Genomic DNA, 25,721 nt, shown 5'->3' on the forward strand with positions numbered 1-25,721 from the left:
ACTCCCGGCACGGGGACGGGCCGTCAGCGGTTGCCGACCGCCTGCTTCACCAGCGTCCGCCCGAAGTCCCACATCAGGCCGTTCCCCCGGTGCGCCTCGTCCATGATCTCGGTGAAGGCGTCCACGAACCGGTCCACGTCCCGATCGGTGATGATCAGCGGCGGGATCAGCTTGATCACTTCCAGGTGGTCTCCGGACACCTGGGTCAGGATCCGGTGCCGCTGCAGCAGCGGGACGACCACCATCTGCGCGAACAGCCCCTTGCGCGCAGCCTGCAGGGCGGTCCACCCAGTGCGCAGCTTCAGCGACTTGGGCCGGCCGAACTCGATGCCGATCATCAGCCCGCGGCCGCGCACCTCGGCGAGCAGCTCGTACCTGTCGGTCAGCGCGGCCAGCCGCTCGCGGAACCGGTCGCCGACCTGCCGGGCGTTCTCCACCACCTTCTCGTCGCGCATCACCTCCAGGGTCGCCAGCCCCGCCGCCATCGCCTGGGCGTTGGACCCGAAGCTGGCCGAGTGCACCAGCACCCGGTCCATCGAGGAGTACACCTTCTCGAAGATCCAGCCCTTGCCGAGCGTCGCCCCGACCGGCACGTACCCGCCGGAGAGCGCCTTGGCGACGCACACCAGGTCGGGCAGCACGCCCTCCTCGCTCTGGTAGGCGAAGAACTCGCCGGTGCGGCCGATCCCGGTCTGCACCTCGTCGCAGATCAGCAGCGCCCTGTGGTCGTGCAGCAGCGCCTGGGCGGCGCGCAGCCAGCCGGGCGGCGGCGCCTGGACGCCCTTGCCCTGGATCGGCTCGACGATCAGCGCGGCGACGTCGCCGCGCTTCAGCTCCTTGGCCAGCGCGCCGATGTCGCCGAGCGGGATGGCGGTGTCCGGCAGCAGCGGGTCGAAGCCCTTGCGGAAGCCGCTCTCCCCGTTGACCGAGAGCGAGCCGGTGGTCAGCCCGTGGAAGGCGTGGTCGGCGTAGAGGATCCGCTTGCGTCCGGTGACGTAGCGGGCGAACTTGAGCGCGGTCTCCACCGCCTCGGTGCCGCTGTTGCCGAAGAACACCCGGTCCAGTCCCGGCGCGTACGACAGCAGCCGCTCGGCCAGCAGTCCGGGCAGCGGCGAGCAGTCGAAGCGGACCAGGTCCGGCAGGTCCAGGTCCATCACCTGCTGGACCGCCGAGCGCACCACCGGGTGGTGCCGGCCGAGCGCGAAGATGCCGAAGCCGGCCAGCATGTCGAGGTACTCGTTGCCCTCGGCGTCGTAGAAGTACTGGCCTTCGGCGCGCTCGTAGTACTTGTCGAAGCCGATGGTGTGGAGCATCCGCGGCAGCTGCGGGTTGAGGTAGCGGCTGTGCAGCTCGTAGCGCTCACCGCCGCGTTCGGCGACGAGGGCGGCGAGGTCGAAAGCGGGGCGGTCTGGATCAACCGGCATGGCGCGGATTCGCTCCTCGGGTCGGTAGCAGGTTCTTGGCGAAGACGGCGGTCTGGGCCGCGACCCCGGTGCCGGTCAGGCCGGTCTCCTCCAGGATCTCCCCGCGCGCCGCGTGGCCGAGGAACTCCTGCGGCAGGCCCAGCACCCGCACCGGGACGTCCACGTCGGCGTCGCGCAGCGCCTGCGAGACGGCCGAACCGACGCCGCCAATCCGGCCGTTGTCCTCGACGGTGACCACCAGCCGGTGGGCGGCGGCGAGGTCGGGCAGCTCCGGGTCCACCGGCTTGACCCAGCGCGGGTCGACCACGGTCGCGGTGAAGCCCTCGGCGAGCAGCAGCCGGGCGGCGTCCAGGCAGGCCGAGGCGGTGGTGCCGACGGCGACCAGCAGGATCTCCGGCACCGCGCCGGTGCGCAGCAGCACGTCCATCCCGCCGATCCGTTCGATCGCCGCGACGGCGGGCCCGACGTTCCCCTTGGGGAAGCGCACCACGGTGGGGGCGTCCTCGACCGCGACGGCCTCGCGCAGCTGGGCCCGCAGCTGGTCGGCGTCGCGCGGCGCGGCCAGCCGCAGTCCGGGGACGACCTGGAGGATCGACAGGTCCCACATGCCGTTGTGCGAGGCACCGTCCGGCCCGGTCACCCCGGAGCGGTCGAGCACGAAGGTGACGCCCAGCCGGTGCAGGGCGACGTCCATCAGTACCTGGTCGAAGGCCCGGTTGAGGAAGGTCGCGTACACCGCGACCACCGGGTGCAGCCCGCCGGTGGCCAGGCCCGCCGCGCTGGTGACGGCGTGCTGCTCGGCGATCCCGACGTCGAAGGTCCGGTGCGGGTAGGCCTTGGCGAACGGTCCCAGCCCGACCGGCTGGAGCATCGCGGCGGTGATCGCCACCAGCTCGGGCCGCTCGGCGCCGAGCTCGACCAGTTCCGCGCCGAACACGGAGGTCCAGGAGACCCCGGCGCTGGGCGAGATCGGCAGGCAGGTGTACGGGTCGATCGGGTTGACGGCGTGGAAGCGGTCGGCCTCGTCCTGCTCGGCCGGCAGGTAGCCGCGCCCCTTGACGGTCAGGCAGTGCACGATGACCGGGCCGCCGAAGTTGCGGGCCTGGCGCAGCGCCTGTTCGACCGCGCCCAGGTCGTGGCCGTCGATGGGCCCGAGGTACTTGAGCCCGAGGTCCTCGAACATGCCCTGCGGCGCGAAGGCGTCCTTGAACCCCTTCTTGGCGCCGTGCAGCGCGTCGAAGATCGGCTGGCCGACCAGCGGGGTGCGCTGCAGCGCCTCCTTGCCGAGGGCGAGGAAGCGCTCGTAGCCCTGGGTGGTGCGCAGGGTGGCCAGGTGGTGGGCCAGGCCGCCGATGGTCCTGGCGTAGGAGCGCTCGTTGTCGTTGACGACGATGACCACCGGCCGGTCACGCGCCTCGGCGATGTTGTTGAGCGCCTCCCAGGCGAGCCCGCCGGTGAGCGCGCCGTCGCCGATCACCGCGACGGTGTGCCGGTCGTGCTGGCCGAGCAGCTGGGCGGCCTTGGCCAGCCCGTCGGCGTAGGACAGCGCGGTGGAGGCGTGCGAGTTCTCCACCAGGTCGTGTTCGGACTCGGCCCGCGAGGGGTAGCCGGACAGCCCTCCCTTCGTCCGCAGTTTCGAGAAGTCCTGCCGACCGGTGAGCAGCTTGTGGACGTAGCTCTGGTGCCCGGTGTCGAAGACGATCCGGTCGTACGGCGAGTCGAAGACCCGGTGCAGCGCGATGGTCAGCTCCACCACGCCGAGGTTGGGCCCGAGGTGGCCGCCGGTGCGGGTGACGGCGTCGATCAGGAAGTCGCGGATCTCGTCGGCGAGCAGCAGGAGTTCGGACGCGGGCAGCTTGCGCAGCTCGGCCGGGGATGTGACGCGGGAGAGCAGTGACATGAGTACACCTCACGACTCGATGCGGTGCGGCGGTGACTGCGCCCGAGGGGGCGGGGCCGGCCCGGGCACCGCGGCCCGGGCCGGCCTGAGCACGACCGGGCTCAGTGCCCGCGGTTGGCGCTGACGGTCTCGGTGATGGCGCGCAGCGACTGCTGGAGCGAGCCCATGGTCGCGAGGACGGCGGTCGGCTCGTAGCCGCAGTGGGCCATGCAGTTCTCGCAGCGCGGATCCTTGCCGCGGCCGTACTTGCTCCAGTCGGTCTTCTCGACCAGCTCGCGGTAGGTCGGCACGTAGCCGTCGGCCATCAGGTAGCAGGGCCGCTGCCAGCCGAACAGCGAGTAGTTGGGGATGCCCCAGGGGGTGCACTCGAAGTCGGCCTTGCCCTCCAGGAAGTCCAGGAAGAGCGGGCTGTGGTTGAGCCGCCAGCGCTGGCGGTTGCCGCCGGCGAAGGCCTTGCGGAACAGTTCGCGGGTCTGCTCGACGCCGAGGAAGTGCTCCTGGTCGGGGGCCTTCTCGTAGGCGTAGGCCGGGGAGATCATCATCTCGTCCACCTTCAACTCGTCGTTGAGGTAGTCGAGTACGTCGATGACCGTCTGCGCCGTGTCGGTGTTGAAGAAGGTGCTGTTGGTGGTGACCCGGAAGCCGCGCCGCTTGGCCTCCTTGATCGCGGCCACCGCCTCGTCGAAGGTGCCCTCCTTGGCCACCGACTCGTCGTGCCGCTCACGCAGGCCGTCGATGTGCACGGCGAAGGTGAAGTACGGCGAGGGCTTGAACTTGTCGATCTTCTTGCGCAGCAGCAGCGCGTTGGTGCACAGGAAGACGTACTTGCGGCGCTCCACCAGTTGTCGGACGATCTCGTCGATCTGCGGGTGCATCAGCGGCTCGCCGCCGGCGATCGAGACCATCGGGGCACCCGACTCCAGGACCGCGCCGACCGCCTGCGCGACGGGCATCCGCTGCTTGAGGACGCCCGCCGGGTGCTGGATCTTGCCGCAGCCCTCGCAGGCGAGGTTGCACGCGAACAGCGGTTCCAGCTCGACGATCAGCGGGAACTTGTCCCGCCGCTTGAGCAGCTTCTGCTGCAGCAGGTAGGTGCCGACCCGCACGGTCTGGCGCAACGGCATGGCCATGGCTAGCTCGCCTCCTGGGGGAGCGTCGAGGATGTGGGGTGGTTCAGGTGTGCGGAGCCGGTCCCGGGCTCCTGTCGGTACCAGTCGACCAGGGCGGGTACCGTCGCCCTCAGGGTCCGCCAGGCGCGCACCCCGGCCGGCAGGGTGCCCGGCCGCAGCAGCTCGTGCTCGGGGGTGTCCACCACCACCCGCAGGACGGCGACGGGCAGCGCCGGGCGCACCTCCCGCAGCGCGGACAGGACGGCGGCGGCCTCCATGTCGACGGCGAGCGCGCCCTGCAGGTGCAGCGCGCGCCGCTCGATGCCGCGCACCACGTGGTCGGCGGTGTGGTGCACCCCGGTGTGCGCGGTCAGCCCGTGTTCCTTGAGCATCCGGGCCAGCTCCGGCCCGGAGTCGACCGGGTACAGGTGGCCCTCAGCGTCGCGCACGCCGTCGGCGGCCACCACGTCGCCCGACGCCACGCCCGGGCCGACGGCGGCGCCGAATCCGGCCACCACGACGGCGCCGTAGCCGCCCGGGGCGGAGCTGAGCACCCGTCGGACGGCCAGCCCGGCGCGCCGCCGGCCGACCCCGGTGCGCACCAGCACCGGGGCGCCGCCGGCGGCGCCCCGCCAGTCACCGCCGCGCAGGGCCCAGACCTCGGGGCCCAGTGCGCAGAGCACCAGCAGGGGGGCGGTGGTCACCGCGCCGCCCCGATCGCCGGGGTGCCGCTCGGCTTCGCCATGCCGGGAGCGCCGTTGAGGTAGCGGCCGAGCGCGGTCACCGGGAAGACCAGCCGGTACAGGTGGTAGTTGATGGAGAAGTCCCACGGAAACCCGGTGCCGGTGAACTGCGGTTCGTCCCAGGTGCCCTCGGGCAGCTGGGTGCGCACCAGCCAGTCCACGCCGCGCTCCACCGACGGGTTGGCCCGGCCGTCCGGGCCCTCACCGGCCGCGAGCAGCGCCATCAGCGCCCATGCGGTCTGCGAGGCGGTGGAGTCGCCCCGCCCGGCCCAGCGCTCCGGGTCGTCGTAGGAGCGCATGTCCTCGCCCCAGCCGCCGTCGGCGTTCTGCCGGTCCTCCAACCAGCGCACCGCCCGGCGGATCGCCGGGTGCTCGTCCGGGACGCCGGCCGCGACCAGGGCGGGCAGCACCGAGCCGGTGCCGTAGATGTAGTTGGTGCCCCAGCGGCCGAACCAGGAGCCGTCCGCCTCCTGGTTGCGCAGCAGCCACTCGATGCCGCGCCGGGTCCGCGGGTCCCGGGCCCGGCCGGTCTCGGCGAGCATCTCCACCACGTGGGCGGTGACGTCGGCGGACGGCGGGTCGACCACCTCGCCGAAGTCGCAGAACGGCAGCTTGTTGGGCAGCAGGCTGGTGTTGTCGACGTCGAAGGCGCCCCAGGCGCCGTTCTTGGACTGCATGCCGAGGTTCCAGAGCACGCCCCGGTCCACCGCCGCGTCGACCTTGGCCTGGTCGGAGTGGGCGACCCGGCGCAGCGCGAGCACCACCTCGGCGGTGTCGTCGATGTCGGGGTAGGTGTCGTTCTCGAACTCGAAGGCCCAGCCGCCGGCCGGCAGCCCGGGCCGCTGGACGGACCAGTCGCCGCGCTTGCGGATCTCCTCGCCGAGCATCCAGTCGACGGCGGAGACCAGCGCCGGGTGGTCGGCCGGCACCCCGGCGTCGACCAGCGCGATGGTGGCCAGGCAGGTGTCCCAGACCGGGGACTGGCAGGCCTCCATCCAGCGCATGCCGTCCTCGGTGTGCACGGTGAAGCGGTCGAACGAGGAGAGCCCGGCCTTCATCACCGGGTGCTCCAGCTCGTAGCCCTCCAGGTGCAGGGCGATCAGCGAGTAGACGGCCGGGGGCTGGATGCCGCCCCAGCAGCCGTCGGCCTCCTGCCGCTCGACGATCCAGCGGCAGGCCTGGGAGACGGCGAGCCGGCGCAGCGGCCGGAAGGCCCGACGGTGGTAGGCGTGCAGCGCTTTGTCGAGGCGCTCGAACAGACCGTCCCAGCTGGTGGCGGGGGCGAGCGGCCGGTCGGGGTACGGGTGGTCCGGGTCGGTGTGCAGCTCGGTGAGCTGGAAGGGGGCCGGACGGACCGGGCGGTGGGCCGAGACGACGGTCAGCGGGACGATGGTCTGGCGGGCCCAGCAGCCGAAAGCGTAGATGTTCAGCGGCAGCCACTTGGGCAGGAAGATGATCTCCGGCGGCATCTCCGGCAGCCGTTCCCAGGGCCACCAGCCGAAGAGCGCGAGCCAGATCCGGGTGAACACCCGGGCGGCCGCGATGCCCCCGGCGGAGCGGACGTAGCGCGCGGCGGCCAGCATGTGCGGGGCGTTCGGGTCGTCACCGGCGAGCTTGAGGGCGACGTACGCCTCGACCGTGGTGGACAGCTCGGGCGGCCCGCCGTGGAAGGTGGCCCAGGTGCCGTCCTCCCGCTGCTGCGAGCGGATCCACTCCGCGGTGGCCCGGGTCTGCTCCTCGGTCCTGATGCCCAGGAACTGGCGGAGCAGTAAGTCCTCGGCGTCCATGGTGACGTTGGTCTCCAGGTCGCCCTTCCACCAGCCCTCGGAGGACTGCAGCGAGAGCAGGTGGGTGGTCGCGCGCGCCAGGGCCTCGCGCGCGTCGGCGGGCCGGAGTTCCGCCTCACCGGCCGGCCGGAGCTGGTCGGTGTCCTCGGGCTGCCACTGCCCCGCACCCAGCAGGGTCGGGGGGCGGTCGCCCACCGCGACCGGCTCGGAATCGTACTCAGGGTCGAGCCGGCCGTCCGCGGTTGCTGTCAACGTAACGTCACCTCTCTCGTACCACCACGAATTCGGCGAGTGCGACGAAGTGCTCGCGCACCACGTCGGACATGGGCACCTCGTCCAGGGCGGCGAGGGCAGTCGTGTGCTGGCGGCGGGCCTCCTCCTGGGTCCAGGCCCTGCCGCCGGCCTCCTCGATCAGCGCGGCCCGGGCGGCGAGCTCGGGCTCGCTCTCCAGGCCCCGGCCCTTCGGGTCCGCCAGCTCCTCGGCCAGTCGGCGCGAGGCCTGGCCGCCCTCGGCCAGTGCGGCGGCGACCGGCAGGGACTTCTTGCGCTGGCGCAGGTCGCCCCAGTGCGGCTTGCCGGTGACCTCGGTGGCGCCCCAGATGCCGAGCAGATCGTCCACCGCCTGGAAGGCCAGGCCCAGGTGGTGGCCGTAGCGCTGGAGCGCGTCGGACACCTTGTCGTCGGCCCCGGCCAGCACCGCGCCGATCGCCGAGGCGGCGGCCAGCAGCGCCGCCGTCTTGCCGCCCTCCATCTCCAGGCACTCGGCGACGGTGACGCTGTCGCGCTGCTCGAAGGAGACGTCCATGGCCTGGCCGTCGATCAGCCGGCGGGTCGCAGTGGTGAGCAGCCGGACGGCACGCGCGGCGTCGGCGGGGCTCGTGCCGCCGGTCGCCGCGGCGTCGAGCAGCACCTCCGTGCCGAGCGTGGCCAGGGCGTCGCCGACCAGGATCGCCTGGGCCGGCCCGAAGACCGTCCAGGCGGTGGCCCGATGCCGCCGGGTCTCGTCACCGTCCATCAGATCATCATGAAGGAGGGAGAAGTTGTGCACCAGCTCAACGGCGACCCCACCGGACACACCCACCTCGGGTGCCGCACCGGTGGCCTGGGCGGAGAGCAGCGCCAGCGCCGGACGCACCGCCTTGCCGCTGTCCCCCTCCACCGGGGTGCCGTCCCGGTCGATCCAGCCGAAGTGGTAGGCCGCGACGGTGTCCATCGGTGCGGCCAAACGGGCGACGGCAGCCCGGAGCGGCGGGGTGCAGAGCGTACGGCTGCGGGCGAGCAGCTCCGGCACCGAGACCGGTTCGGCGTGCGCCGTGCCTCCGACGGCGAAGCCGGTGCGTGACTCCACGTGCGTTCCCTCTCCCTCGTGGTGCCGGACCGCACGGGGCGGCCGGGTGCTGTCGGTGCGGCTGGTGTCGATGGTGGTGCCGAAGCGAACGGTGTCGGTGCGGCCGATCGGGCCGATGCGGCCGACAGTACGCCCGTCGGCTCTGGCGGGCTCTCCGGCCGAGGGGCCCGCCGTCACCTGGGCCACCTCCCGTCGCCCCGGTCCACCGGCACCCGGACGCCGGCCGCGGCAAGCGCGGCGTCGGCGGCGGCGTGGCCGCTGCGCACGGCGCCCTCCATGGTCGCGGGCCAGCCGGTGGCGGTCCACGAGCCGGCCAGCAGCAGGCCGGGGACGGCCGTCGTGGCCGACGGGCGCAGCGCGGCGGTGCCCGGGGCGCCGTCGAAGGTGGCGGTGCGCTCCCGGGTGACGAAGAAGTCCAGCACCTCGGCCCCGGCGGCGGCCGGCAGCAGCCGGGCCAGCTCGGGCAGGTAGCGGCGGCGCAGTTCGGCCACCGGCAGGTCGATCTCGTCCTGGACGGCGGACTGCGAGAGCGCCAGGTACTGGGCGCCCAGGTGGGCTCGGCCGATCGAGGTGCCGGCCAGGCCGGAGTGGGTGGTGCGGTCGAAGACCCACTGGACCGGGGAGCCGAGCGCGGCGAAGAAGGGCCGGCGCAGCACCTTGCGGTCGTAGACCACGTGCACGTTGAGGATCGGCGCGGTGCCGAAGTCGGCCAGCCGCTCGGTCACGGCGCCCGGCGGCAGCAGGGCGGCCGCGCTGTCCTGGGCCCCGGCCAGCACGACGGTGTCGGCGGCGAGCAGTTCCCCGCCCTCCAGCCGGACGGCGTGCTGGGGCGCGGCCGACTTGAGTTCCGCGACCCGGGCGCGCAGCAGCACCTTCACGCCGGCGCGTTCCAGTTCGGCAAGCGCCCGGTCGTGGTGGATCGCGCCGAGCGGGACGGCGGCGATGCCGATGTCGGCGGCGCCCGGGTCGGAGAGCAGCCCGGTCTTGAACACCTTGGCGGCGAGCGCCAGCGACACCTGGTCGGCCCGGGCGTTCAGCGTGGCGACGCCGACCAGGTCCCACAGCGCGGCCGTGGTGGTGGCGTTCTGCCCGTTGCGACGCAGCCACTCGCCGAAGGAGAGCCGGTCCAGTGCCGGGTCGTCGAGGTCCAGGCCCTTGAGGGCGAGCGCGCCGCGGACCACCCGGGCGCGGTCGGCCGGCGACAGGTGGGGGTAGCGGGCGAGGCTGCCGGCCAGGTGCAGCGGGACCGGCAGGCCGGCCCGGCGCAGTCGGCCCAGGGTGCGCACCGGGGCCGCGTCGGGGCCGGTGGCGGAGAGCACCGGGACGTCCAGGCGGTCCTGCAGATGGGTCATCCGGGTGGCGCCGAGGCGCTCCAGCAGGCCGCGGTAGGCGGTGCAGCAGCGCAGGTAGACGTGCTGGCCGTTGTCGACGGTCAGCTCGCCGCGCTGGAAGGAGAAGGCCAGGCCGCCGAGCCGGGGCCGTCCCTCCGCGAGCGTGACCTCGTGGCCGGCCTCGGCCAGCCGCAGTGCGGAGGTGATCCCGGCCAGGCCACCGCCGACCACGACGGCGGCCGGGCGCGCGGCATCGGCTCGCCCGGTCATCGGACCTCCCCCTCGAAGTCGCTGGACCGCGCGGCGGCGGTCGCTGTGGCCGGCACGCCGGCGGTCGGCGCCGCCGTGGTCCACACGGTCGTGGTCAGCACGGATCTACCCGGTGATTCCCCGCTGACACAGCGTGACAGAACTGTGACGAGAATCAAGAACGCCCCCCGGCGAGCCCGGAAAGCGCCACGTACGCCTTCTCCCAGCCCGGCAGCGAGACCCGGCCGCGCAGCACCGACTCCGGGTCAGCGGCGATCCGGCCGAGCAGCCGGTGGTAGATCCCCGCCATCGCGGCGGTGCAGGCGCGACTGCGGCGGTCGAGCATCGGCAGCAGCCGCAGGCCCTCCTCGAAGGCGGCCTGGGCGCGGGCGGCCTCGAAGGCCACCAGGCCGGTGAAGTCGGCGCCGACCGGCGGCTTGGGCAGCGCGAAGCCCTGCTCGCAGCCGAACCGGACCAGGTCCTCGGCGGGCAGGTAGGTGCGGCCGTTCAGGGCGTCCTCGCGCAGGTCGCGCAGGATGTTGGTGAGCTGCAGGGCCAGCCCCAGGGTGTCCGCGTACCGCGCCCCGCGTTCGGGGTCGTCGCAGCCGTACACGCCCAGCGAGAGCCGGCCGATCGCGCCGGCCACGCAGCGGCAGTAGACCTTCAGCTCCTCGTAGGTCTGGTACTCGGCGCCCTTGAGGTCCATCTCGACGCCGTCGATCAGCTCGTCGAAGCCGCCGAGCGGGATCGGGAAGCGCCGGGCCGCGTCGGCCAGGGCCACCTTGATCGGGTCGGTGTCGTCCTCGGCGACCACCCCGGTGCGGACCTCGTCCACCAGTTCCCGGGTGCGCAGCAGCGCCTCGGCCTTGCGGTCGTCCGGGAGGTCGCCGTCGCCGATGTCGTCCACCCGGCGGGCCAGGGCGTACAGGGCCGACATGGCCAGCCGCTTGGGCTCGGGCAACAGCCGGATGCCGTAGCTGAAGTTGCGCGCCTGCATCCCGGTGACTGCCTCGCAGTACCGGTACGCCGCCATGACCTGGGCCGACGCCAGTGGTGATGCCGCCACTCGGGCGTTCACCTTCCCTTCGCGAAGATGGCCGCCGCCTTCGCTGCGAGGCGGCGCTTGTCCGGCTTCGCCTGCTGGGCGAGTACGTCGTACCCGGCGTCCTCGACGGCCGCCAGGGCCGCGTAGCCGCCGGCGGTGAATCCCGCCAGGAGCAGTCGAAGCCTCCCCCGAACCGTACCTACCAATGGTGCGCCGCGGTCGAGCAGGGTGCGGGCCCGTTCGGCCTCGAAGGCGATCAGCTCCCGCACCGCTCCGTTCGCACTGGGGGCGGCGAGGTCGGCCTCGGTGACGCCGAAGCGCTCCAGGTCCTCGGTGGGGAGGTAGATCCGGCCGTGGGAGAGGTCCTCGGCGACGTCCTGCAGGTGCTCGACCACCTGGAGGCCACTGCAGATGGCGTCCGACAGCGCGAGCCGCTCGGGGGTGGCGGCGCCCGCGATGGCCAGCACCAGGCGGCCCACCGGGTCGGCGGAGAGGGTGCAGTAGCCGATCAGGTCGTCGTAGGTGGCGTAGCGGGCGGTGGTCTGGTCCACCCGGTTGGCCTCGATCAGACGACGGAACGGCTCGGGGGTGAGGGCGCGCCGGTCGACCAGCGGGACCAGCGCCCGCATCAGCGGGTGGCGGGGCCGGTCGGCGCCGCCGGGGCGCAGGGCGGTCTCGAAGACCCGGTCGAGGTCGTGCTCCAGTCCGTCGAGCAGGGCGAGCCGGAAGGCGACCTCCGCCGGGCTCGGCGGGCCGGACTGGTCCGAAGGGGTGGCGGGGGGCCGCTGCTCGATCCCGAGCAGGGTGGCGGTGGCGGCCGGGTCGGCCAGGTCCCCGTCGCCGGCGTCGTCGACCAGCCGGGCGAAGCCGTAGACCCTCATCAGGTCGTCCCGCCAGGCCGCGGGCACGAAGAACGGGGCGACCGGGAAGTTCTCCGCACCCGCCTTCTCCAGGGTCTGTCCCACGGAGGGGTTCACCGGCGTATCTCTGGGCTGGGCCGAAGCCGACACTGCAGTCACTCCCCCGTTCTACACCGCTGGGTATCACCGGTCCGACTCGGACACGCGTCCGAGCGCGGGCGTCACGCACGACACACCACCCCCGCACCTACAGCCTGACACCACGGGCCGCGCCCGAGAAGAGCGCCCCGCCCGCGCACAGGGGCGCTCACCCCCGCGGCGGCGGGCCACCCGGGGTACCGGTGGCCGCATGCCGAAGGGCCGGCCCCGGAGCATTCCGGGGCCGGCCCTTCACAGCCGGGGGTTCTGCCCTACCGCTGGTTACGGGCGCTCGCCGCGCTCGTAGCGGCCGACGACCTCGTCGGTCGGGCCGTCCATGACCAGCTCGCCGGCCTCGATCCAGATGGTCCGCTCGCAGACCTCGCGGATCGAGTTGTTGTCGTGGCTGACCAGGAACACCGTACCCGCGGACCCGCGCAGCTCGTCGATGCGCTTCTTGCTGCGCTGCTGGAAGGCCTGGTCACCGGTGGCCAGCGCCTCGTCGATCAGCAGCACGTCGTGGGCCTTGGCGGCGGCGATCGAGAAGCGCAGGCGGGCGCCCATGCCGGAGGAGTAGGTGCGCATCGGCAGGGAGATGAAGTCGCCCTTGTCGTTGATCCCGGAGAAGTCGACGATGTCCTGGTAGCGCGCCTTCACCTGGGACGGGGTCATGCCCATCGCCAGGCAGCCCAGGATGACGTTGCGCTCACCGGAGAGCTCGTTCATCAGGGCCGCGTTGACGCCCAGCAGCGAGGGCTGGCCGTTGGTGTAGATGCCGCCCTTCTCGGTCGGCAGCAGGCCAGCGATGGCGGCCAGCATGGTCGACTTGCCGGAGCCGTTGGAGCCGATCAGGCCGACGGCCTCGCCCTTGTACGCGGTGAAGCTGATGCCCTTGACCGCGTGCACCTCGCGCACGCCGGCGGCGCGCTTGCGACTGATGATGCGGCTCAGCGCCGAGGTGGCGCTGCCCTTGCCGGAGCCGGCGCCGTGCACCCGGTACACGATGTGCACGTCGTCGACGACGACGGTGGGCTCGCGGGCCACGCTCGTGGCCGGGACGGCGTCGCGCTTGCTCAGGTCGGTGTCAGCCACGGCCGTACTCCTCCTCGGCCTTCCAGAAGAAGACGTATCCGATGACGAACATGCCGACGCCCCAGGCCAGACCGTACGTCCACTGGTGCGGCGGGATGGTCTGGTGCGCGGACTGGTGCTTGTTGTAGATGATCGGCGCGAAGGCGTGCCGGAGCAGGTCCATGTAGACCGAGGCCGGGTTGAGGGCCGTGATCGTCTGGATGTAGTGCGGCCAGGTCGAGATCTTGTCCTGCATGCTGAACATCACACCGGACAGGAACATCCAGGCACGCATCACGAACGGGATCAGCTGCGAGATGTCGCTGGTCTTGGAACCGATCCGGGCGAAGATCAGCGAGACGCCGGTGTTGAACAGGGTCTGCAGGAACAGCGCCGGGATGACCAGCAGCCAGGTCTTGCCCGGCGTGATGCCGGCCGCCAGCACGGTGATGACCAGCACGACCATCGAGATCAGCAGCTGCTGGAGCTGGATCACGGTGAAGGCGATCGGCAGGCTGGCGCGCGGGAAGTGCAGCGCGCGGATCAGGCCGAGGTTGTCCGAGATCGCCCGGGTGCCGGACTGCACCGCGTTCTGGGTGAACTGGAAGACGAAGACGCCGATGCAGAGCCAGGCGATGTAGGTGTTCGGCGGGAAGTTGTCCTTGCTCTTCAGGATGACGCCGAAGACCAGGTAGAACACACCGCAGTTGAGCAGCGGGGTCACGACCTGCCAGAGCTGGCCCAGCTTGGCGTCGGTGTACTGGGCCACCAGGCGGGCGGTGGCGAAGGCCCAGACGAAGTGGCGCCGGGCCCAGAGCTGCTTGGTGTAGGAGAACAGGCTCGGCCGGGCGCCGCTCACCGACAGACCGTACTTGTCCGCAAGCTGCTTGGGGGTCAGGCCCGCGTCCGCCCCCCTCGGGGCTGAGAGGCTGACGGGTTCACTCACTGTCGACACATTCGTCCTTCACGCGGGATCGGTCGGGGCGGCCGGTCGGCGGGGGTCCGCCGGCCTTGCGCCGAGGGGGATCCACTGGGATCACGGGGGATTCCGGCCAGTGTGTGGTCACCGGCCGTGGCGATCGATCACCTGATCCAATCAGATGATCGGAGGTCGTCCCATCCTGGTCAGTCGCCAGACGGTACGCCATCGCATGGGCTTGCGCGGACCGCAGGGTTCGCGGAAGCCCGCCCGGAATCCGCCCAGCCAGGCCTTCAACCCCTCCGCGGAGGGGCGTCGGGCCAGGGTCAGCAGAAACCAGGTTCCCAGATAGAGAGGCACCAACGGGGCCGGAAGGTTCCGCCTCGCGAGCCAGACCCTGTTACGGGCCACGTTGTGGAAGTAGGCGGCGTGCCGGGCCGGCGAGGTCGCCGGGTGGTGCAGCACCACGTCCGCCCGGTAGTCGATGGCCCAGCCGGCGTCCAGCGCGCGCCACGCGAGGTCGGTCTCCTCGTGGGCGTAGAAGAACTCGGCGGGCAGCTGCCCGGCCTGCTCGAACACCTTGCAGCGCACGGCGCTCGCACCGCCCAGGAAGGTGGTCACCCGGGAGGAGCGCATCGGGTCGCTGGCACGCAGCCGGGGGACGTGCCGGCGCTGGGTGACACCGGTGTCGGGGTCCTCGATCCGGAAGGACACGATGCCCAGCTCCGGGTCGGCGGTGAACGCCTCGCGCAGCAGCCGGGCCGAGTCGGTGCGCGGCAGCAGCCCGTCGTCGTCCAGGAACAGGACGGCGTCCACGTCCCGGCCGTCCGGCCCGAACAGCTCGATGCCGACGTTGCGGCCGCCCGGGATGCCGAGGTTCTCCGGCAGCCCGACGGTGCGCACGCCCTCCGGCAGCGGGGGCAGCTCGACGCCCTGGCCGACCACGGCGAGCTCCACGGCCGGGCCCTCCTGGGCGCGGACGGACTCGATCAGGGCGTTGAGCTCGGCGGGCCGGTTGCCCATGGTGATGATGACGACACCGAGGCGGAAGCTCTCCGCGGTGATGGAAGTGGTCATGCGCCCGCCCCGCTCCGCTCGGCGAGGGCGTCGGCCCACGCGCGGCCTTCGATCATGAACTCGCTCCGCCCGGTCATCGCAGCCTGCTCGACAGGACGATGCTCAGCAGGTGCAGCACGGTCTGCAGCATGGCGATGGCCGCCAGCACCACGACCGCGAGCCGGGTGAAGAACAGCCCGCCGTGCACGGCGTCGGCGACCCCGGCCGCCAGGATGAACAACGAGGCCTCGACCGCGCCGACCAGACGGTGGAACTTCAGGAAGGAGGCCGCCCGGCGCGCCCTGGCCACCGAGGAGGAGCGCGGCACCGAGGCGCTGTCCTCGACGGCCGTCATGCCACTGCGGGCCCGGGCCACGTCCACCAGGTCCGTCTCGGACTTGATCAGGATGGCGCCGAGCGCGGCCAGCGTGCCCAGGAACGCCCACTCCCAGTGGGAGCCGTGGCCCTCGCGGTGCAGCAGGTCGGTGGCGCGCAGGCCGAGGCCGGTCAGCAGGGCCGCCTCGGACATGTAGTGGCCGACCCGGTCCAGGTAGACACCGGTGAGCGAGGTCTGCCGGCGCCAGCGGGCCACCTCGCCGTCCACGCAGTCCAGCAGCAGGTAGACCTGGATCAGCAGCGCGCCCAGGATCGCGCCGGCGATGCCCGGGACGACCAGCGCGGCACCGGCCAGGATGCCGGTGAACATCATCAGGTACGTCAGGCCGTTGGGCGTGATCGCCGTCATGGTGGACAGCACGCGGGTGATCCGCAGCGAGATCTTCCGCATGTACAGACGCCCGGCCCAGTGCTCGGCGCTGCGGCGCTGGAGCATGCCCTCCGGGTGGATCACCGCGCGCAGTTCCTCGATGGAGGGCCGGCGGGTCAGGTCCACCGGGGGCCGCGCGCCCGCGGTGGAGGGGTCAGCTGTTGACGGCTTGGACATAGTCGGCGTACGCGTCCCTGATTGCGGAAGGGGAGAGGTCGAGGTGTTCCAGGATGGTGTAGCGGCCCGGGCGGGTGTTTGGAGCGTAGTGCACCGCCTCGGTGAACTCCGCATCGCTGAAACCCATTTGAGCGGCGGTTACTGGCAGTCCGTGGCGCGCCAGGCACTCCACGATCAGACCGGTCAGCTCACGCTCGCCCCGCAGGAAGCTGGCGAACGCGGCGCCGAGGCCCACCTGTTCGCCGTGCTGGGCGGAACGCTTGGGGTACATCACGTCCAGGGCATGGCAGATCTCGTGGCAGGCACCCGAGGAGGGCCGGGAACTGCCCGCGATGTTCATCGCGATGCCGGACAGTACCAGGGCTTCCGCGAGGGCCGTCAGGAGGTCCTGGTCCTGAGTGCCCCCGGGGTGCCGCAGCAGGTTCTCGCCCGCCGAGCGGGCCATCGCCACGGCCAGTCCGTCCACCGGTTCACCGGTGACGGCGTGCGACAACTCCCAGTCCGCGCAGGCCGAGATGTTGGAGACGACGTCCCCGATGCCGGCCGCCACGAAGCGCGGCGGGGCCTGCCGGATCACGTCCAGGTCGACGATGATGCCGATCGGGCTGGGCACCCCGTAGGAGCCCCGGCCGGCGTCGTTGTCGAGGGTGGAGACCGGCGAGCAGATGCCGTCGTGCGCGAGGTTGGTGGCCACCGCGACCACCGGCAGGCCGACCCGGGCGGCGGCGTACTTGGCGGCGTCGATGATCTTGCCGCCACCGAGGCCGACGACCGCGTCGTAGTGCTTGCCGCGCATCTCCTCGGCGAAGCGCACCGCGCTGTCGAGGCTGCCGTCGTCCACGTTGTACCAGTCGGCGCCGGGCAGGGCCGGCTCCAGGCGCTCGCGCATCGCGGCGCCGGAGCCGTTGCTGATCGCCACCGCGATCCGGCCCGAGGCCGACAGCCGCTGGTCCGCGAGGATGCCGCCGAGCGCGTCCAGCGCGCCCGGGCGGATCTCCGCGAACAGCGGCGACGGGACCAGTCGGGTCAGTACTGGCACGCGATCTCCCGGGCCTTCGCCAGGTCGTCGTGGTTGTCGACCTCGACCCAGGAGACCTCGCCGATCGGCTGCACGTCGATCCGCAGGCCCCGGTTGACCATCTCCTGGTAGCCGTCCTCGTAGTACAGCTGCGGGTCGCGCTCGTAGGTGGCGCGCAGCGCGTCGGTCAGGTCGGCCGCCGCGGCGGGGTTGATCACGGTGACGCCGATGTACTCGCCGGTCGCATCGGCCGGGTCCATCAGCTTGGTGATGCGGCGCATGCCGGCGGCCGGGTCGACGACGACCTTCATCTCCTCGTCGGCGAGCTTCTTCACCGTGTCGAGGGCGAGCAGGATGCCGGGGGCCCGGCCGTCCTCGACGAGGCGCCGGTTGCCCTCCAGCATGGTGCGCTGGACGGAGGCCGGGTGGACGGTGTCGCCGTTGGCCAGCAGCAGGCCCTCGGAGAACAGCTCGCGGGCGCACCAGAGCGAGTAGGCGTTGTTCCACTCCTCGGCCTTGTCGTTCTCGACCAGGTGGAGCTTGACCCCGTACTTGCTCTCCAGGGCGTCCTTGCGGTCGTACACCGCCTCCTTGCGGTAGCCGACGACGATCGCCGCGTCGCGCAGTCCGACCTCGGCGAAGTTGCCCAGGGTGAGGTCCAGGACGGTCCGCTCCCCGTCGACCGGCACCAGCGCCTTGGGCAGGGTGTCGGTGTACGGGCGCAGCCGGCGGCCGGCGCCGGCTGCCAGAACGAGGCCGATCATGCGGGGTCTCCTGATCCGTCGTGCGTCGTGCTGCGCGCGCGGGATGTGCCAACGGGTCGGCGGCGCTCGGGTGCGCCGGACCGGTGTTCGACCCGGCCGGGCGGCGGCGCGCCGGTACCGGCACAGATCCGGGCAGCGTGTCGTATGTGATGGTAGGCGACCGGGGCGACCCACCCGAACGCGCCCGGTGGCGGTGCGGTGACGGTGGGGTGACCGAGCCGTGATCGAACGGCCCCCGAACGCCTTCCGAACGGTTCTGCGAAAGAAATGACCCTTCCGGGGGCGTCCTGGACCCTTCTCTGCCCGGATCAGGACGCCTGCGGGTCATGATCCGCCCGGTTGTGCGTGGGACCCGTCCGGACCGCCACCCATACGGCAGACTGGAGCCCGATGCCGGCGCCGGTGCCCCCGCTGTGTCCGCTGCACTCCACCCGGTGCACCCGACGCACCCGATGCTTCCGTTGCTCCCGCCCCCGAAAGAGGCCTCATGCCCCAGAGTCTGCCGACCGAACCGACGCACTTCGACGCCGAGATCGACACCGGTCTCAACGTGGAGACAGACGTGGCGGTCGACCCACAGGGCCTGTCCGCCGCCGCTGCGGGTACCGAGATCCTGCTGGAACTGGTCGACGACGAGGGCGTCACGATCGGCACCGCCGAGAAGCTCTGGGCGCACCAGCAGCCGGGTCGGCTGCACCGGGCCTTCTCGGTGTTCCTCTTCGACCGCCAGGGCCGACTGCTGCTGCAGCGCCGGGCCCTCGGCAAGTACCACTCCCCCGGCGTCTGGTCGAACACCTGCTGCGGGCACCCGTACCCGGACGAGCCGCCCTTCGTGGCCGCCGCCCGGCGCACCGCCGAGGAGCTGGGCGTCGCACCGGCGCTGCTCTGCGAGGCGGGAACGGTCCGCTACGACCTGCCGGACGAGGCCTCCGGGCTGATCGAGCGGGAGTGGAACCACCTGTTCGTGGGTCTGGTCACCGCTCCGGTCGAACCCAACCCGGACGAGGTGGACGACTTCGCCTTCGTCACCGCGCAGGAGCTGCGGGAGCTGCGGGCCGAGCGGCCGTTCTCGGTGTGGTTCGAGACGGTCTTCGAGGCGGCACTGCCGGGGATCCGGGAGATCGCCGGGCGGGACTGGTAGGACCGTCGGGCCGGCGCGTTCACGGCCGGGCGGGCCGGGCGGGCCGGGCGGGCCGGTCAGTGCTCGGGCTCCGGGGGGACGGGCAGCGAGGCCCAGATGACCTTGCCGCCCTCCCCCGTGCGTTCGACGTCACACACCCCGCCGGCCTGCAGGGTCACGCTCTTCACCAGCAGCAGGCCGCGCCCGCCGGTGCGGGCGGTGTCGCTCTCCAGGGCCTTCGGCCGGTACGGATCGCCGTCCTCCACGGACACCCGCACCCAGCCCCGGCACACCGAGAGCTCGGTCGTCACCTCGGGTGACAGCTCAGCCGCGTGCGTCACCGCGTTGCTGACCAGCTCGGAGACGATCAGCAGCAGGTCGTCCACCAGCTCCTGGTAGCGGACCCCGGCCATGCCCTGGGCCAGCAGGCGATCCCGTACCGCGTGCCGGGTGCGCGGCACGGAGGCCTCGACGGCGGGCACCCGGAAGTGCCAGACGCCCTCGGCGGGGCCGCCGGCGCCCTTCCGGTCGGGGTTCCCGTGGGGTCTCCGGCGGGACTTCCGGTGGAGTTTCGGCTCGGGCCTCGCGGGTCCGCCGGGCTGGCCCCGTTGGTCCGGTTGCTCGGACTGCTCGGGCCGGTCCGGCTGCTCGGGTTGGTCGGGCCGGCTCACCGTGCGGCCGACGTCGGTGCGCGCGCCGTCCTGGCCGCCGCGTCTCGGTTCGGCCTCCGCCGTTCCGCTGATCTGCTCCACGTCCAGCCGCCCTTCGTCCGCGACCCGGGAATCAGGCGATCCGCTCATGGCGCCCTCGGTCCACAGAGGCTAGGAGAGCGGTCGACGCGGCCGTGGCACCGTCGACAACTTGCCCGTGTCGGATCGGTTCCGACCCAAGGCGATCGCTCGCGATGCCGAAACCGACCGTTTGCTTCGCGCTCGCCACCGCTTCGGCCGGGGTTCGAGCGCCCTGGCGAGCCGTCCCAGCCAGTCCGGCCGGGCCTCGCGTCCCCATGGGCCGCACGGCCGGACGGGGCCCCCGCCCTCGGGCCGAGGAAACGCAGGTGAGAAGCACTCCAGAACCCTGGTAATGTTCTCTCTGTCGCCGAGGGGGCGAGAGAAAAACCCCCGGAGCACACACCCCGTCCGGGTGGCGGAATGGCAGACGCGCTAGCTTGAGGTGCTAGTGCCCTTTATCGGGCGTGGGGGTTCAAGTCCCCCCTCGGACACAGCCGAATTCCCCGTGGGATCCGAAAGGAACCCACGGGGAATTTCTTTTTTCCCAGTTCGATTTCCCCGGCTCGACCCCTGATCCACTGCGTCGGCGGTATGACGTCGGCCTCTCCACGGGGACCGCCCCGTCCGGAAGCCGGACACGAGATGGCAACGATCGGGCGGTTTGAGCTTCCTCTGAGGTATTCGCCCCATTTCGAACCATAGGCTTCTGGGGTTTGTCCGGAATAGCAACCCAAAACTGCAAAAGCTCCGACACCACCCGATGAACCCCGAGCGAGAGGACCGATACGTTGAGTGAGCCTGAATCGTCGACGGCATCACATCAGAACTACCGTCGATCGCTCGGCACGATCAGCCTGACCGCCGTCGGGCTGGGGTCGATCATCGGATCCGGCTGGTTGTTCGGTGCCGAGCGGGCGGCCAAGCTGGCCGGCCCCGCCTCGATCCTGGCCTGGGTGATCGGCGCCGCCGTGGCACTGACCATCGCCCTCACCTACAGCGAGCTGGGCTCGATGTTCCCCAAGGCCGGCGGCATGGTCCGGTACGGCCAGTACTCGCACGGCTCGCTGGCCGGCTACCTGGCAGCCTGGGCCAACTGGATCGCCATCGTCTCGGTCATCCCGGGTGAGGCCACCGCCTCCGTGCAGTACATGAGCTCCTGGCACTTCGGCTGGGCCAAGGGCCTGTACGACGGCAAGGAACTCACCGTCAGCGGCGTGGCGCTCGCCAGTGTGCTGCTGATCGTGTACTTCATCCTCAACTGGTTCGCGATCACGCTGTTCGCCAAGACCAACACGGCGATCACCGTCTTCAAGGTCGTCGTGCCGACGGTGACCGCCGGCGCGCTGCTCTTCGCGCACTTCGACACCGCCCACTTCACCAACCCCGGCGGCTTCGCGCCGAACGGCTGGAGCGCGGTCTTCACCGCCGTCGCGGTCTCCGGCATCGTCTGGGCCTTCAACGGCTTCCAGTCGCCGCTCAACCTGGCCGGTGAGGCCCGCAACCCGGGCAAGTCGCTGCCGAAGGCCGTCATCGGCTCGATCCTGATCGCCCTGGTCATCTACGTCGCGCTGCAGATCGCCTTCATCGGCGCCATCCCGAGCGGTGACCTGTCCAAGGGCTGGAGCAGCCTCGCGTACACCTCGCCGCTGGCCGACCTGGCGATCGCCTGGGGCATGAACTGGCTCGCGATCCTGCTGTACGCGGACGCCTTCATCTCTCCCTCCGGCACCGGCATGATCTACGCCGCCACCACCTCGCGCATGATCCACGGCGTGCAGGAGAACGGCCACCTGCCGAAGATCTTCGGCAAGGTCGACGCCAAGACCGGCATCCCGCGTCCGGCGCTGCTGCTGAACCTGGTGGTCGCCTTCCTGTTCCTCGCCGTCTTCCGCGGTTGGGGCTCGCTGGCCGAGATCGTCTCGGTGGCCACCGTGATCTCGTACATCACCGGCCCGGTCGCCGTGATGGCGCTGCGCCGCCTCGCCCCGGACCTGAAGCGGCCGGTCCGGCTGCGGGCCATGCCGGTGATCGCGCCGATCGCGATGGTCTTCGGTTCGCTGGTCCTCTACTGGGCCCGCTGGCCGCTCACCGGCAAGGTCATCATGCTGATGGCCGCCGGTCTGCCGATCTGGGCCTGGTACGAGCTGCGCAAGCCGTTCGTCGAGCTGAAGCCGCACCTGAAGGCGGGCGCCTGGATGGTCGCCTACCTGTTCGTGATGGCCGGGATCTCCTGGGCCGGCAGCAGCGACTTCGGTGGTCACGGCTACCTGCCCGAGGGCTGGGACCTGCTGATCGTGGCCGCGATCGGTCTGGCCTTCTACTACTGGGGGGTCGCCAGCGCCTGGAACAACCCCTCGCTGGACGAGGTGCGCCGGGAGCTGGCGGCCGAGGAGGCTGCGGCGTCGGCCGGGGCTGCCGGGGCTGCCAGGGCTGCGGAGCCTTCGCGGGTCTGAGTGCGCAACTGAAATCGAAGGGCCGGTCGGGTGTTCCGACCGGCCCTTCGGGGTTTGTGCGCCGGGCGGGGTGGGGCGCCGGGCGGGGGTGGGCGGTGGGGGTCGGCCGGCCACGTTCAGATGACAGAGTTTGATATCTGTTATCTGAACTCTGTCATCTGAACTCTGCTTGCTGTTATCCGTCAGCTGTCTGCTGCCACCTGTCGACTACTGTCCGTCGGCTGCCGCCTGACAGCTGTCGGCCGTTCGCGGTCAGCCCCGGCGGGCGCGGCGGATGGCGGAGGTGACGACCGGCGGCAGCAGGTCCCGGGCGGCGCGCTTGGCGACGTTGGCCGGGCGACGCGCCTCGGCGGCGCGGGCGCGGCGGGCGGCGAGGTCGAGCGCGACCTCGTCCTGGGCGATCCCGATCGCCTGACGGCCCTCCTCCGCCGAGCGCGTGGCGGCCGCGGAGGCCAGTCGCTTCTGGTGGCGCGAGGGGCGGAACGGCCGGATCCCCTCGGAGTCGCCGGTCATCCGCAGCAGCTGCTGCCCGTTGAGGGTCTCGGCGCTCAGGTGACAGCCCGCCGCGAGGTCCACCCGGTCGAGCAGCTCGCGCTGGAACGGCTCCGGGTCGCCCCAGGTGCCGTAGAACTTGCACTCGGTGAGCAGGATCGGCTTGAGGCCGTGATTGAACACCGCCTCCCAGGTCGCGGCGGCGACGCCGGGGGTGTGCTGGGAGCGGTAGTCGTCCAGCACCACGACGCCCTTCGGCTGGAGCGCGATCCGGGCCACCTGGAGGTCGCCCACCACGTGCTCGTAGAGGTGCGAGGCGTCTATGTGGATGAACCGGAACGCCCCGGCCGGGATCCGCCCGCCCGCGAGCACGGAGGTCGGGGCCTGGATGATCTCCGGCAGCTCGTCGTGGAAGGACAGGTAGTTGGACTCGAAGGCCGAACGGGTCAGGGTCTTCCGGTAGGAGACGGCCATCTCCTCGGAGTTCTCGTTGTCGGGCGCGTCCGAGTCGAAGAGGTCACAGACGGTGAACGTCTCGCCGGGCTGGAGGTGCTCGCCGATCACGATGGCGCTACGACCCAGGTAGGCACCCATCTCCAGCAGGTCGCCGGTGACGCCCTTCTTCTCCTGCCGCCCCAGGAACCAGTCGAAGGAGTGCCGGTCGTGGTCCCAGAACCACCCCGGGACGTCTTCCAACGCGGCCGGCTCGACGGGCTGCTGCGACCCGCCCTTCAATGCTGTGTCGGTCACGGGATGCTCCTTACCGGTACGGATGACCTGCGGATTCTGAGCCTCGCCTTGGCGCGGTGGCGGCCCTTCCGGCCACAGGGACGCGCCGGCTCGCCGGCCGTGCGCGAGTCGACCCTCCACCGACAGTAGGCCCCACCGCGGAGTTCGCTGCAATCTACAGCGGCTCTCCGGGCGCTGAGGAGAGCCTGACCGGATCAATTGCCGAACCTGTCGCCTCGCGGCCGGAGATGATCACGGCCGGGCGACTGGCGTACATCTATTCTGTGCCACCGACTGCGCCGTGTCACCAGTCCGAGGAATGATCTTCGTCGCGGTTTCCGCACCTACGGTGGTGGCAGGCGGCCCGACCGGAGGGCCCGGACGTGGGGAGCGGATCGACATGGCGGCAGCGCGGCAGAAACAGACGGACAGTCAGACCTCCGTCCTGACAGCGGAGTTGGTGGCGATGATGGCCGAGGACGGCGCCCACGCCCGGCTGGCGAACAGTCCGGACCTGGCCGAACAGGCCGTCTGGCGCCGGCTCACCGCCCGGCACGGCGACCGGCTCGCGGAGATGATGGCCGAGCACGGCTGGCCGACCGAGCAGCGCGTCGGCGCCGACGCGGCCCGGGCGGCCTGGCTGGTGGCGCAGCACGCGGACCGCCAACTCGATGTCCAGCGACGGGCGGTGGCACTGATGACGGAGGCCGTGGCGAGCGGCGCGGCGAGCGCCCGGGATCTGGCGTTCCTGCAGGACCGGCTGGCCGTCAACGAGGGGCGCGAGCAGCGTTACGGCACCCAGATCGGCGCGGTGGCCGACGGCCGTCCGGTGCCGTGGCCGTGCGAGGACCCGGAGCGGCTGGACGAGCGCCGCGCGGAGGTCGGGATCGAACCGTTCGACGAGTACACCGCGCGGTTCGCCCCGAGGTAACCGTCCGGCCCACCCGACCGGATTGGCTCTTGCGCGCGGCGGCTCGGCCGCCTTGACTGACCTTTGACCAGCGCTGTTAGTTAAGTGGCTGACCAGCTGAGAGGACGATCTGTGCAGGAGTACGCGGAGTACGGCGACCAGTACATCGACGGCGCCTGGCGGCCCTCCGGGGACTCCGGGTCGATCACCGTCCTGAACCCGGCCACCGAGCAGGTGCTCGCCACCGTGCCGGCGGGCGGGGCGGCCGACGTCGACGCCGCGGTGGCGGCGGCCCGCCGGGCGGCCCGGGGGTGGGCTGTCACCACCCGCGAGGAGCGGCTGACGCTGCTGACCCGGCTGCGGGACGGGATCGCCGCCGCCCAGGGGGAGATCACCTCGGCCGTGGTCGCCGAGCTGGGTGCCCCGGTCGGCTTCGCCGGGGCCGTGCACGCCGGGCTGCCGCTGGCCGTGGCCACCTCCTGTCTGACCCTGCTCGCGGAGCACTCCTTCGAGGAGCGGATCGGCAACTCGGTGGTGCTCGCCGAGCCGGCCGGGGTGGTCGCGGCGATCACGCCGTGGAACTACCCGCTGCACCAGATCGTGGCCAAGGTCGTCCCGGCGCTGGCGGCCGGCTGCCCGGTGGTCCTCAAGCCGGCCGAGGACACCCCGCTGGTGGCCCGGCTGTTCGCCCGCCTGGTGCACGAAGCCGGCTTCCCCGCCGGGGTGTTCAACCTGGTGACCGGCACCGGCGCGGTGGCGGGTGCGGCGCTCGCGGCGCACCCGGAGGTGGACGTGGTGTCGTTCACCGGGTCCACCGCGGTCGGCCGACAGGTCGCCGAGACCGCCGGGCGCGGGCTGAAGCGGGTCGCCCTGGAGCTGGGCGGCAAGTCCGCCAACGTGGTGCTGCCGGGCGCCGACCTGGTCCACGCGGTCAACGTGAACGTCGCCAACGTCTTCGCCAACTCGGGCCAGACCTGCAGCGCCTGGACCCGGCTGCTGGTCCACCAGGACCAGTACGAGGAGGCGGTCGCGATCGCGGCCAAGGCCGCCGAGAAGTACGTCCCGGGCGACCCGACCGACCCGCAGACCCGGATCGGCCCGCTGGTCAACGCCAAGCAGCTGGACCGGGTGCGCGGCTACCTGGACAACGCGGTGGCCGAGGGCGCCCGGCTGGTGGTCGGCGGCCCGGAGCCGCTGCCCGAGCTGCCGGCCGGCTTCTACGTCCGTCCCACCGTGCTCGCCGACGTCACCCCGGAGATGACGGTGGCCCAAGAGGAGATCTTCGGCCCGGTGCTGTCGATCCTCCCCTATCGGGACGAGGAGCACGCCGCCGAGATCGCCAACGGCACGGTCTACGGCCTGGCGGGCGGCGTCTGGGCCGCGGACACCGACACCGCCGCCGGCTTCGCCCGCCGACTCGACACCGGCCAGGTCGACTTGAACGGCGGCCGGTTCAACCCGATGGCGCCGTTCGGCGGTTACAAGAGCTCCGGCCTCGGCCGTGAACTGGGCCGGCACGGTCTGGAGGAGTTCCTGCAGTACAAGTCGCTGCAGTACTGACCAGGTTGGACCGGAACCACA

Annotated in this window: 22 protein-coding genes and 1 tRNA gene; 5 read left to right on the forward strand and 18 right to left on the reverse strand. The window is 71.9% G+C overall.

What is annotated here, in order from left to right:
- Positions 1 to 23 precede the first annotated feature (23 nt).
- From ACIRYZ_RS02810 to ACIRYZ_RS02885, 16 genes are all read right to left on the reverse strand, one after another.
- The gene (locus tag ACIRYZ_RS02810) at positions 24 to 1,424 is read right to left on the reverse strand and encodes an aspartate aminotransferase family protein (protein ID WP_402938655.1); all 1,401 of its coding nucleotides are present in this window, start codon (positions 1,422 to 1,424) and stop codon (positions 24 to 26) included.
- A complete protein-coding gene (dxs, locus tag ACIRYZ_RS02815; RefSeq protein ID WP_402938658.1) occupies positions 1,414 to 3,324 on the reverse strand; it encodes a 1-deoxy-D-xylulose-5-phosphate synthase in 1,911 nt (636 codons plus the stop codon). Before dxs ends, ACIRYZ_RS02810 begins: the two co-directional genes overlap by 11 nt.
- Positions 3,325 to 3,425: 101 nt before the next feature.
- On the reverse strand, positions 3,426 to 4,454 hold the full coding sequence (hpnH, locus tag ACIRYZ_RS02820; RefSeq protein WP_387615344.1) for an adenosyl-hopene transferase HpnH: 1,029 nt from the start codon (positions 4,452 to 4,454) through the stop codon (positions 3,426 to 3,428).
- 2 nt (positions 4,455 to 4,456) lie between these two features.
- On the reverse strand, positions 4,457 to 5,137 hold the full coding sequence (locus ACIRYZ_RS02825; RefSeq protein ID WP_402938661.1) for a 1-hydroxy-2-methyl-2-butenyl 4-diphosphate reductase: 681 nt from the start codon (positions 5,135 to 5,137) through the stop codon (positions 4,457 to 4,459).
- Complete coding sequence (shc, locus tag ACIRYZ_RS02830) at positions 5,134 to 7,158, reverse strand: squalene--hopene cyclase (protein ID WP_402939485.1); 2,025 nt, start codon at positions 7,156 to 7,158, stop codon at positions 5,134 to 5,136. The genes ACIRYZ_RS02825 and shc overlap by 4 nt, the downstream gene beginning before the upstream one ends.
- 64 nt (positions 7,159 to 7,222) lie before the next feature.
- A complete protein-coding gene (locus ACIRYZ_RS02835) occupies positions 7,223 to 8,311 on the reverse strand; it encodes a polyprenyl synthetase family protein (protein WP_402939488.1) in 1,089 nt (362 codons plus the stop codon).
- A gap of 173 nt (positions 8,312 to 8,484) precedes the next feature.
- Entirely contained in the window at positions 8,485 to 9,912 is a 1,428-nt protein-coding gene (gene hpnE / locus ACIRYZ_RS02840; RefSeq protein ID WP_402938664.1) for a hydroxysqualene dehydroxylase HpnE, read from the reverse strand.
- 154 nt (positions 9,913 to 10,066) lie between these two features.
- Positions 10,067 to 10,924, reverse strand: coding sequence for a presqualene diphosphate synthase HpnD (hpnD, locus tag ACIRYZ_RS02845; protein WP_402939490.1), 858 nt, complete (start codon positions 10,922 to 10,924; stop codon positions 10,067 to 10,069).
- 41 nt (positions 10,925 to 10,965) lie between these two features.
- Positions 10,966 to 11,913: a squalene synthase HpnC gene (gene hpnC, locus ACIRYZ_RS02850; protein WP_402938667.1), complete on the reverse strand. Its 948-nt coding sequence runs from the start codon at positions 11,911 to 11,913 to the stop codon at positions 10,966 to 10,968.
- Between the two features lie 303 nt (positions 11,914 to 12,216).
- On the reverse strand, positions 12,217 to 13,026 hold the full coding sequence (locus ACIRYZ_RS02855) for an ABC transporter ATP-binding protein (RefSeq protein ID WP_402938669.1): 810 nt from the start codon (positions 13,024 to 13,026) through the stop codon (positions 12,217 to 12,219).
- Positions 13,019 to 13,960, reverse strand: coding sequence for an ABC transporter permease (locus tag ACIRYZ_RS02860; protein WP_402938672.1), 942 nt, complete (start codon positions 13,958 to 13,960; stop codon positions 13,019 to 13,021). Before ACIRYZ_RS02860 ends, ACIRYZ_RS02855 begins: the two co-directional genes overlap by 8 nt.
- Positions 13,961 to 14,101: 141 nt before the next feature.
- Positions 14,102 to 15,001, reverse strand: coding sequence for a glycosyltransferase family 2 protein (locus ACIRYZ_RS02865; protein ID WP_402938674.1), 900 nt, complete (start codon positions 14,999 to 15,001; stop codon positions 14,102 to 14,104).
- Between the two features lie 73 nt (positions 15,002 to 15,074).
- Complete coding sequence (locus ACIRYZ_RS02870) at positions 15,075 to 15,812, reverse strand: CDP-alcohol phosphatidyltransferase family protein (protein ID WP_402939493.1); 738 nt, start codon at positions 15,810 to 15,812, stop codon at positions 15,075 to 15,077.
- Positions 15,813 to 15,900: 88 nt separating this feature from the next.
- Positions 15,901 to 16,962 carry an iron-containing alcohol dehydrogenase family protein gene (locus ACIRYZ_RS02875; protein WP_402938677.1) on the reverse strand — a complete coding sequence of 354 codons (1,062 nt, stop codon included), beginning with the start codon at positions 16,960 to 16,962 and terminating at the stop codon, positions 15,901 to 15,903.
- Positions 16,950 to 17,705 (reverse strand): sugar phosphate nucleotidyltransferase, encoded by a 756-nt coding sequence (locus ACIRYZ_RS02880; RefSeq protein ID WP_387615363.1) that lies wholly within the window; start codon positions 17,703 to 17,705, stop codon positions 16,950 to 16,952. Before ACIRYZ_RS02880 ends, ACIRYZ_RS02875 begins: the two co-directional genes overlap by 13 nt.
- Positions 17,702 to 17,974: a DUF5941 domain-containing protein gene (locus ACIRYZ_RS02885; protein ID WP_402939496.1), complete on the reverse strand. Its 273-nt coding sequence runs from the start codon at positions 17,972 to 17,974 to the stop codon at positions 17,702 to 17,704. Before ACIRYZ_RS02885 ends, ACIRYZ_RS02880 begins: the two co-directional genes overlap by 4 nt.
- Positions 17,975 to 18,192: 218 nt before the next feature.
- Between ACIRYZ_RS02885 and idi the strand changes: the two genes are divergently transcribed.
- Positions 18,193 to 18,846, forward strand: a complete 654-nt coding sequence (gene idi / locus ACIRYZ_RS02890; protein WP_402938680.1) for an isopentenyl-diphosphate Delta-isomerase — start codon at positions 18,193 to 18,195, stop codon at positions 18,844 to 18,846.
- 56 nt (positions 18,847 to 18,902) lie between these two features.
- Here idi and ACIRYZ_RS02895 read toward each other — a convergent pair whose 3' ends face one another.
- Positions 18,903 to 19,307: an ATP-binding protein gene (locus ACIRYZ_RS02895; RefSeq protein WP_402939497.1), complete on the reverse strand. Its 405-nt coding sequence runs from the start codon at positions 19,305 to 19,307 to the stop codon at positions 18,903 to 18,905.
- A gap of 655 nt (positions 19,308 to 19,962) precedes the next feature.
- Here ACIRYZ_RS02895 and ACIRYZ_RS02900 point away from each other — a divergent pair.
- Positions 19,963 to 20,047, forward strand: a tRNA-Leu gene (locus tag ACIRYZ_RS02900).
- A 297-nt stretch (positions 20,048 to 20,344) separates the two neighbouring features.
- Positions 20,345 to 22,009: an APC family permease gene (locus tag ACIRYZ_RS02905; RefSeq protein WP_402938682.1), complete on the forward strand. Its 1,665-nt coding sequence runs from the start codon at positions 20,345 to 20,347 to the stop codon at positions 22,007 to 22,009.
- A 252-nt stretch (positions 22,010 to 22,261) separates the two neighbouring features.
- On the opposite strand, the gene ACIRYZ_RS02910 is transcribed toward ACIRYZ_RS02905, so the two are convergent.
- Positions 22,262 to 23,251: a class I SAM-dependent methyltransferase gene (locus tag ACIRYZ_RS02910; RefSeq protein ID WP_402938685.1), complete on the reverse strand. Its 990-nt coding sequence runs from the start codon at positions 23,249 to 23,251 to the stop codon at positions 22,262 to 22,264.
- A 379-nt stretch (positions 23,252 to 23,630) separates the two neighbouring features.
- Between ACIRYZ_RS02910 and ACIRYZ_RS02915 the strand changes: the two genes are divergently transcribed.
- Together ACIRYZ_RS02915 and ACIRYZ_RS02920 are read left to right on the forward strand one after the other, a co-directional pair.
- Positions 23,631 to 24,161: a DUF6624 domain-containing protein gene (locus ACIRYZ_RS02915; protein ID WP_402938688.1), complete on the forward strand. Its 531-nt coding sequence runs from the start codon at positions 23,631 to 23,633 to the stop codon at positions 24,159 to 24,161.
- A 111-nt stretch (positions 24,162 to 24,272) separates the two neighbouring features.
- Positions 24,273 to 25,700 carry an aldehyde dehydrogenase family protein gene (locus tag ACIRYZ_RS02920; protein WP_402938690.1) on the forward strand — a complete coding sequence of 476 codons (1,428 nt, stop codon included), beginning with the start codon at positions 24,273 to 24,275 and terminating at the stop codon, positions 25,698 to 25,700.
- Positions 25,701 to 25,721: the final 21 nt, after the last annotated feature.

Origin of the sequence: Kitasatospora sp. NPDC101155, from assembly GCF_044768305.1 — a bacterium.
Taxonomy (GTDB): Bacteria; Actinomycetota; Actinomycetes; order Streptomycetales; family Streptomycetaceae; genus Kitasatospora.

What these genes read in the sequence shown, in the direction of transcription:
- ACIRYZ_RS02810 (WP_402938655.1), bottom strand. Translation starts at nt 1,424, where the DNA reads ATGCCGGTTGATCCAGACCGCCCCGCTTTCGACCTCGCCGCCCTCGTC.
- dxs (WP_402938658.1), bottom strand. Translation starts at nt 3,324, where the DNA reads ATGTCACTGCTCTCCCGCGTCACATCCCCGGCCGAGCTGCGCAAGCTG.
- hpnH (WP_387615344.1), bottom strand. Translation starts at nt 4,454, where the DNA reads ATGGCCATGCCGTTGCGCCAGACCGTGCGGGTCGGCACCTACCTGCTG.
- hpnE (WP_402938664.1), bottom strand. Translation starts at nt 9,912, where the DNA reads ATGACCGGGCGAGCCGATGCCGCGCGCCCGGCCGCCGTCGTGGTCGGC.
- hpnD (WP_402939490.1), bottom strand. Translation starts at nt 10,924, where the DNA reads ATGGCGGCGTACCGGTACTGCGAGGCAGTCACCGGGATGCAGGCGCGC.
- ACIRYZ_RS02865 (WP_402938674.1), bottom strand. Translation starts at nt 15,001, where the DNA reads ATGACCACTTCCATCACCGCGGAGAGCTTCCGCCTCGGTGTCGTCATC.
- ACIRYZ_RS02870 (WP_402939493.1), bottom strand. Translation starts at nt 15,812, where the DNA reads ATGCTCCAGCGCCGCAGCGCCGAGCACTGGGCCGGGCGTCTGTACATG.
- ACIRYZ_RS02880 (WP_387615363.1), bottom strand. Translation starts at nt 17,705, where the DNA reads ATGATCGGCCTCGTTCTGGCAGCCGGCGCCGGCCGCCGGCTGCGCCCG.
- idi (WP_402938680.1), top strand. Translation starts at nt 18,193, where the DNA reads ATGCCCCAGAGTCTGCCGACCGAACCGACGCACTTCGACGCCGAGATC.
- ACIRYZ_RS02915 (WP_402938688.1), top strand. Translation starts at nt 23,631, where the DNA reads ATGGCGGCAGCGCGGCAGAAACAGACGGACAGTCAGACCTCCGTCCTG.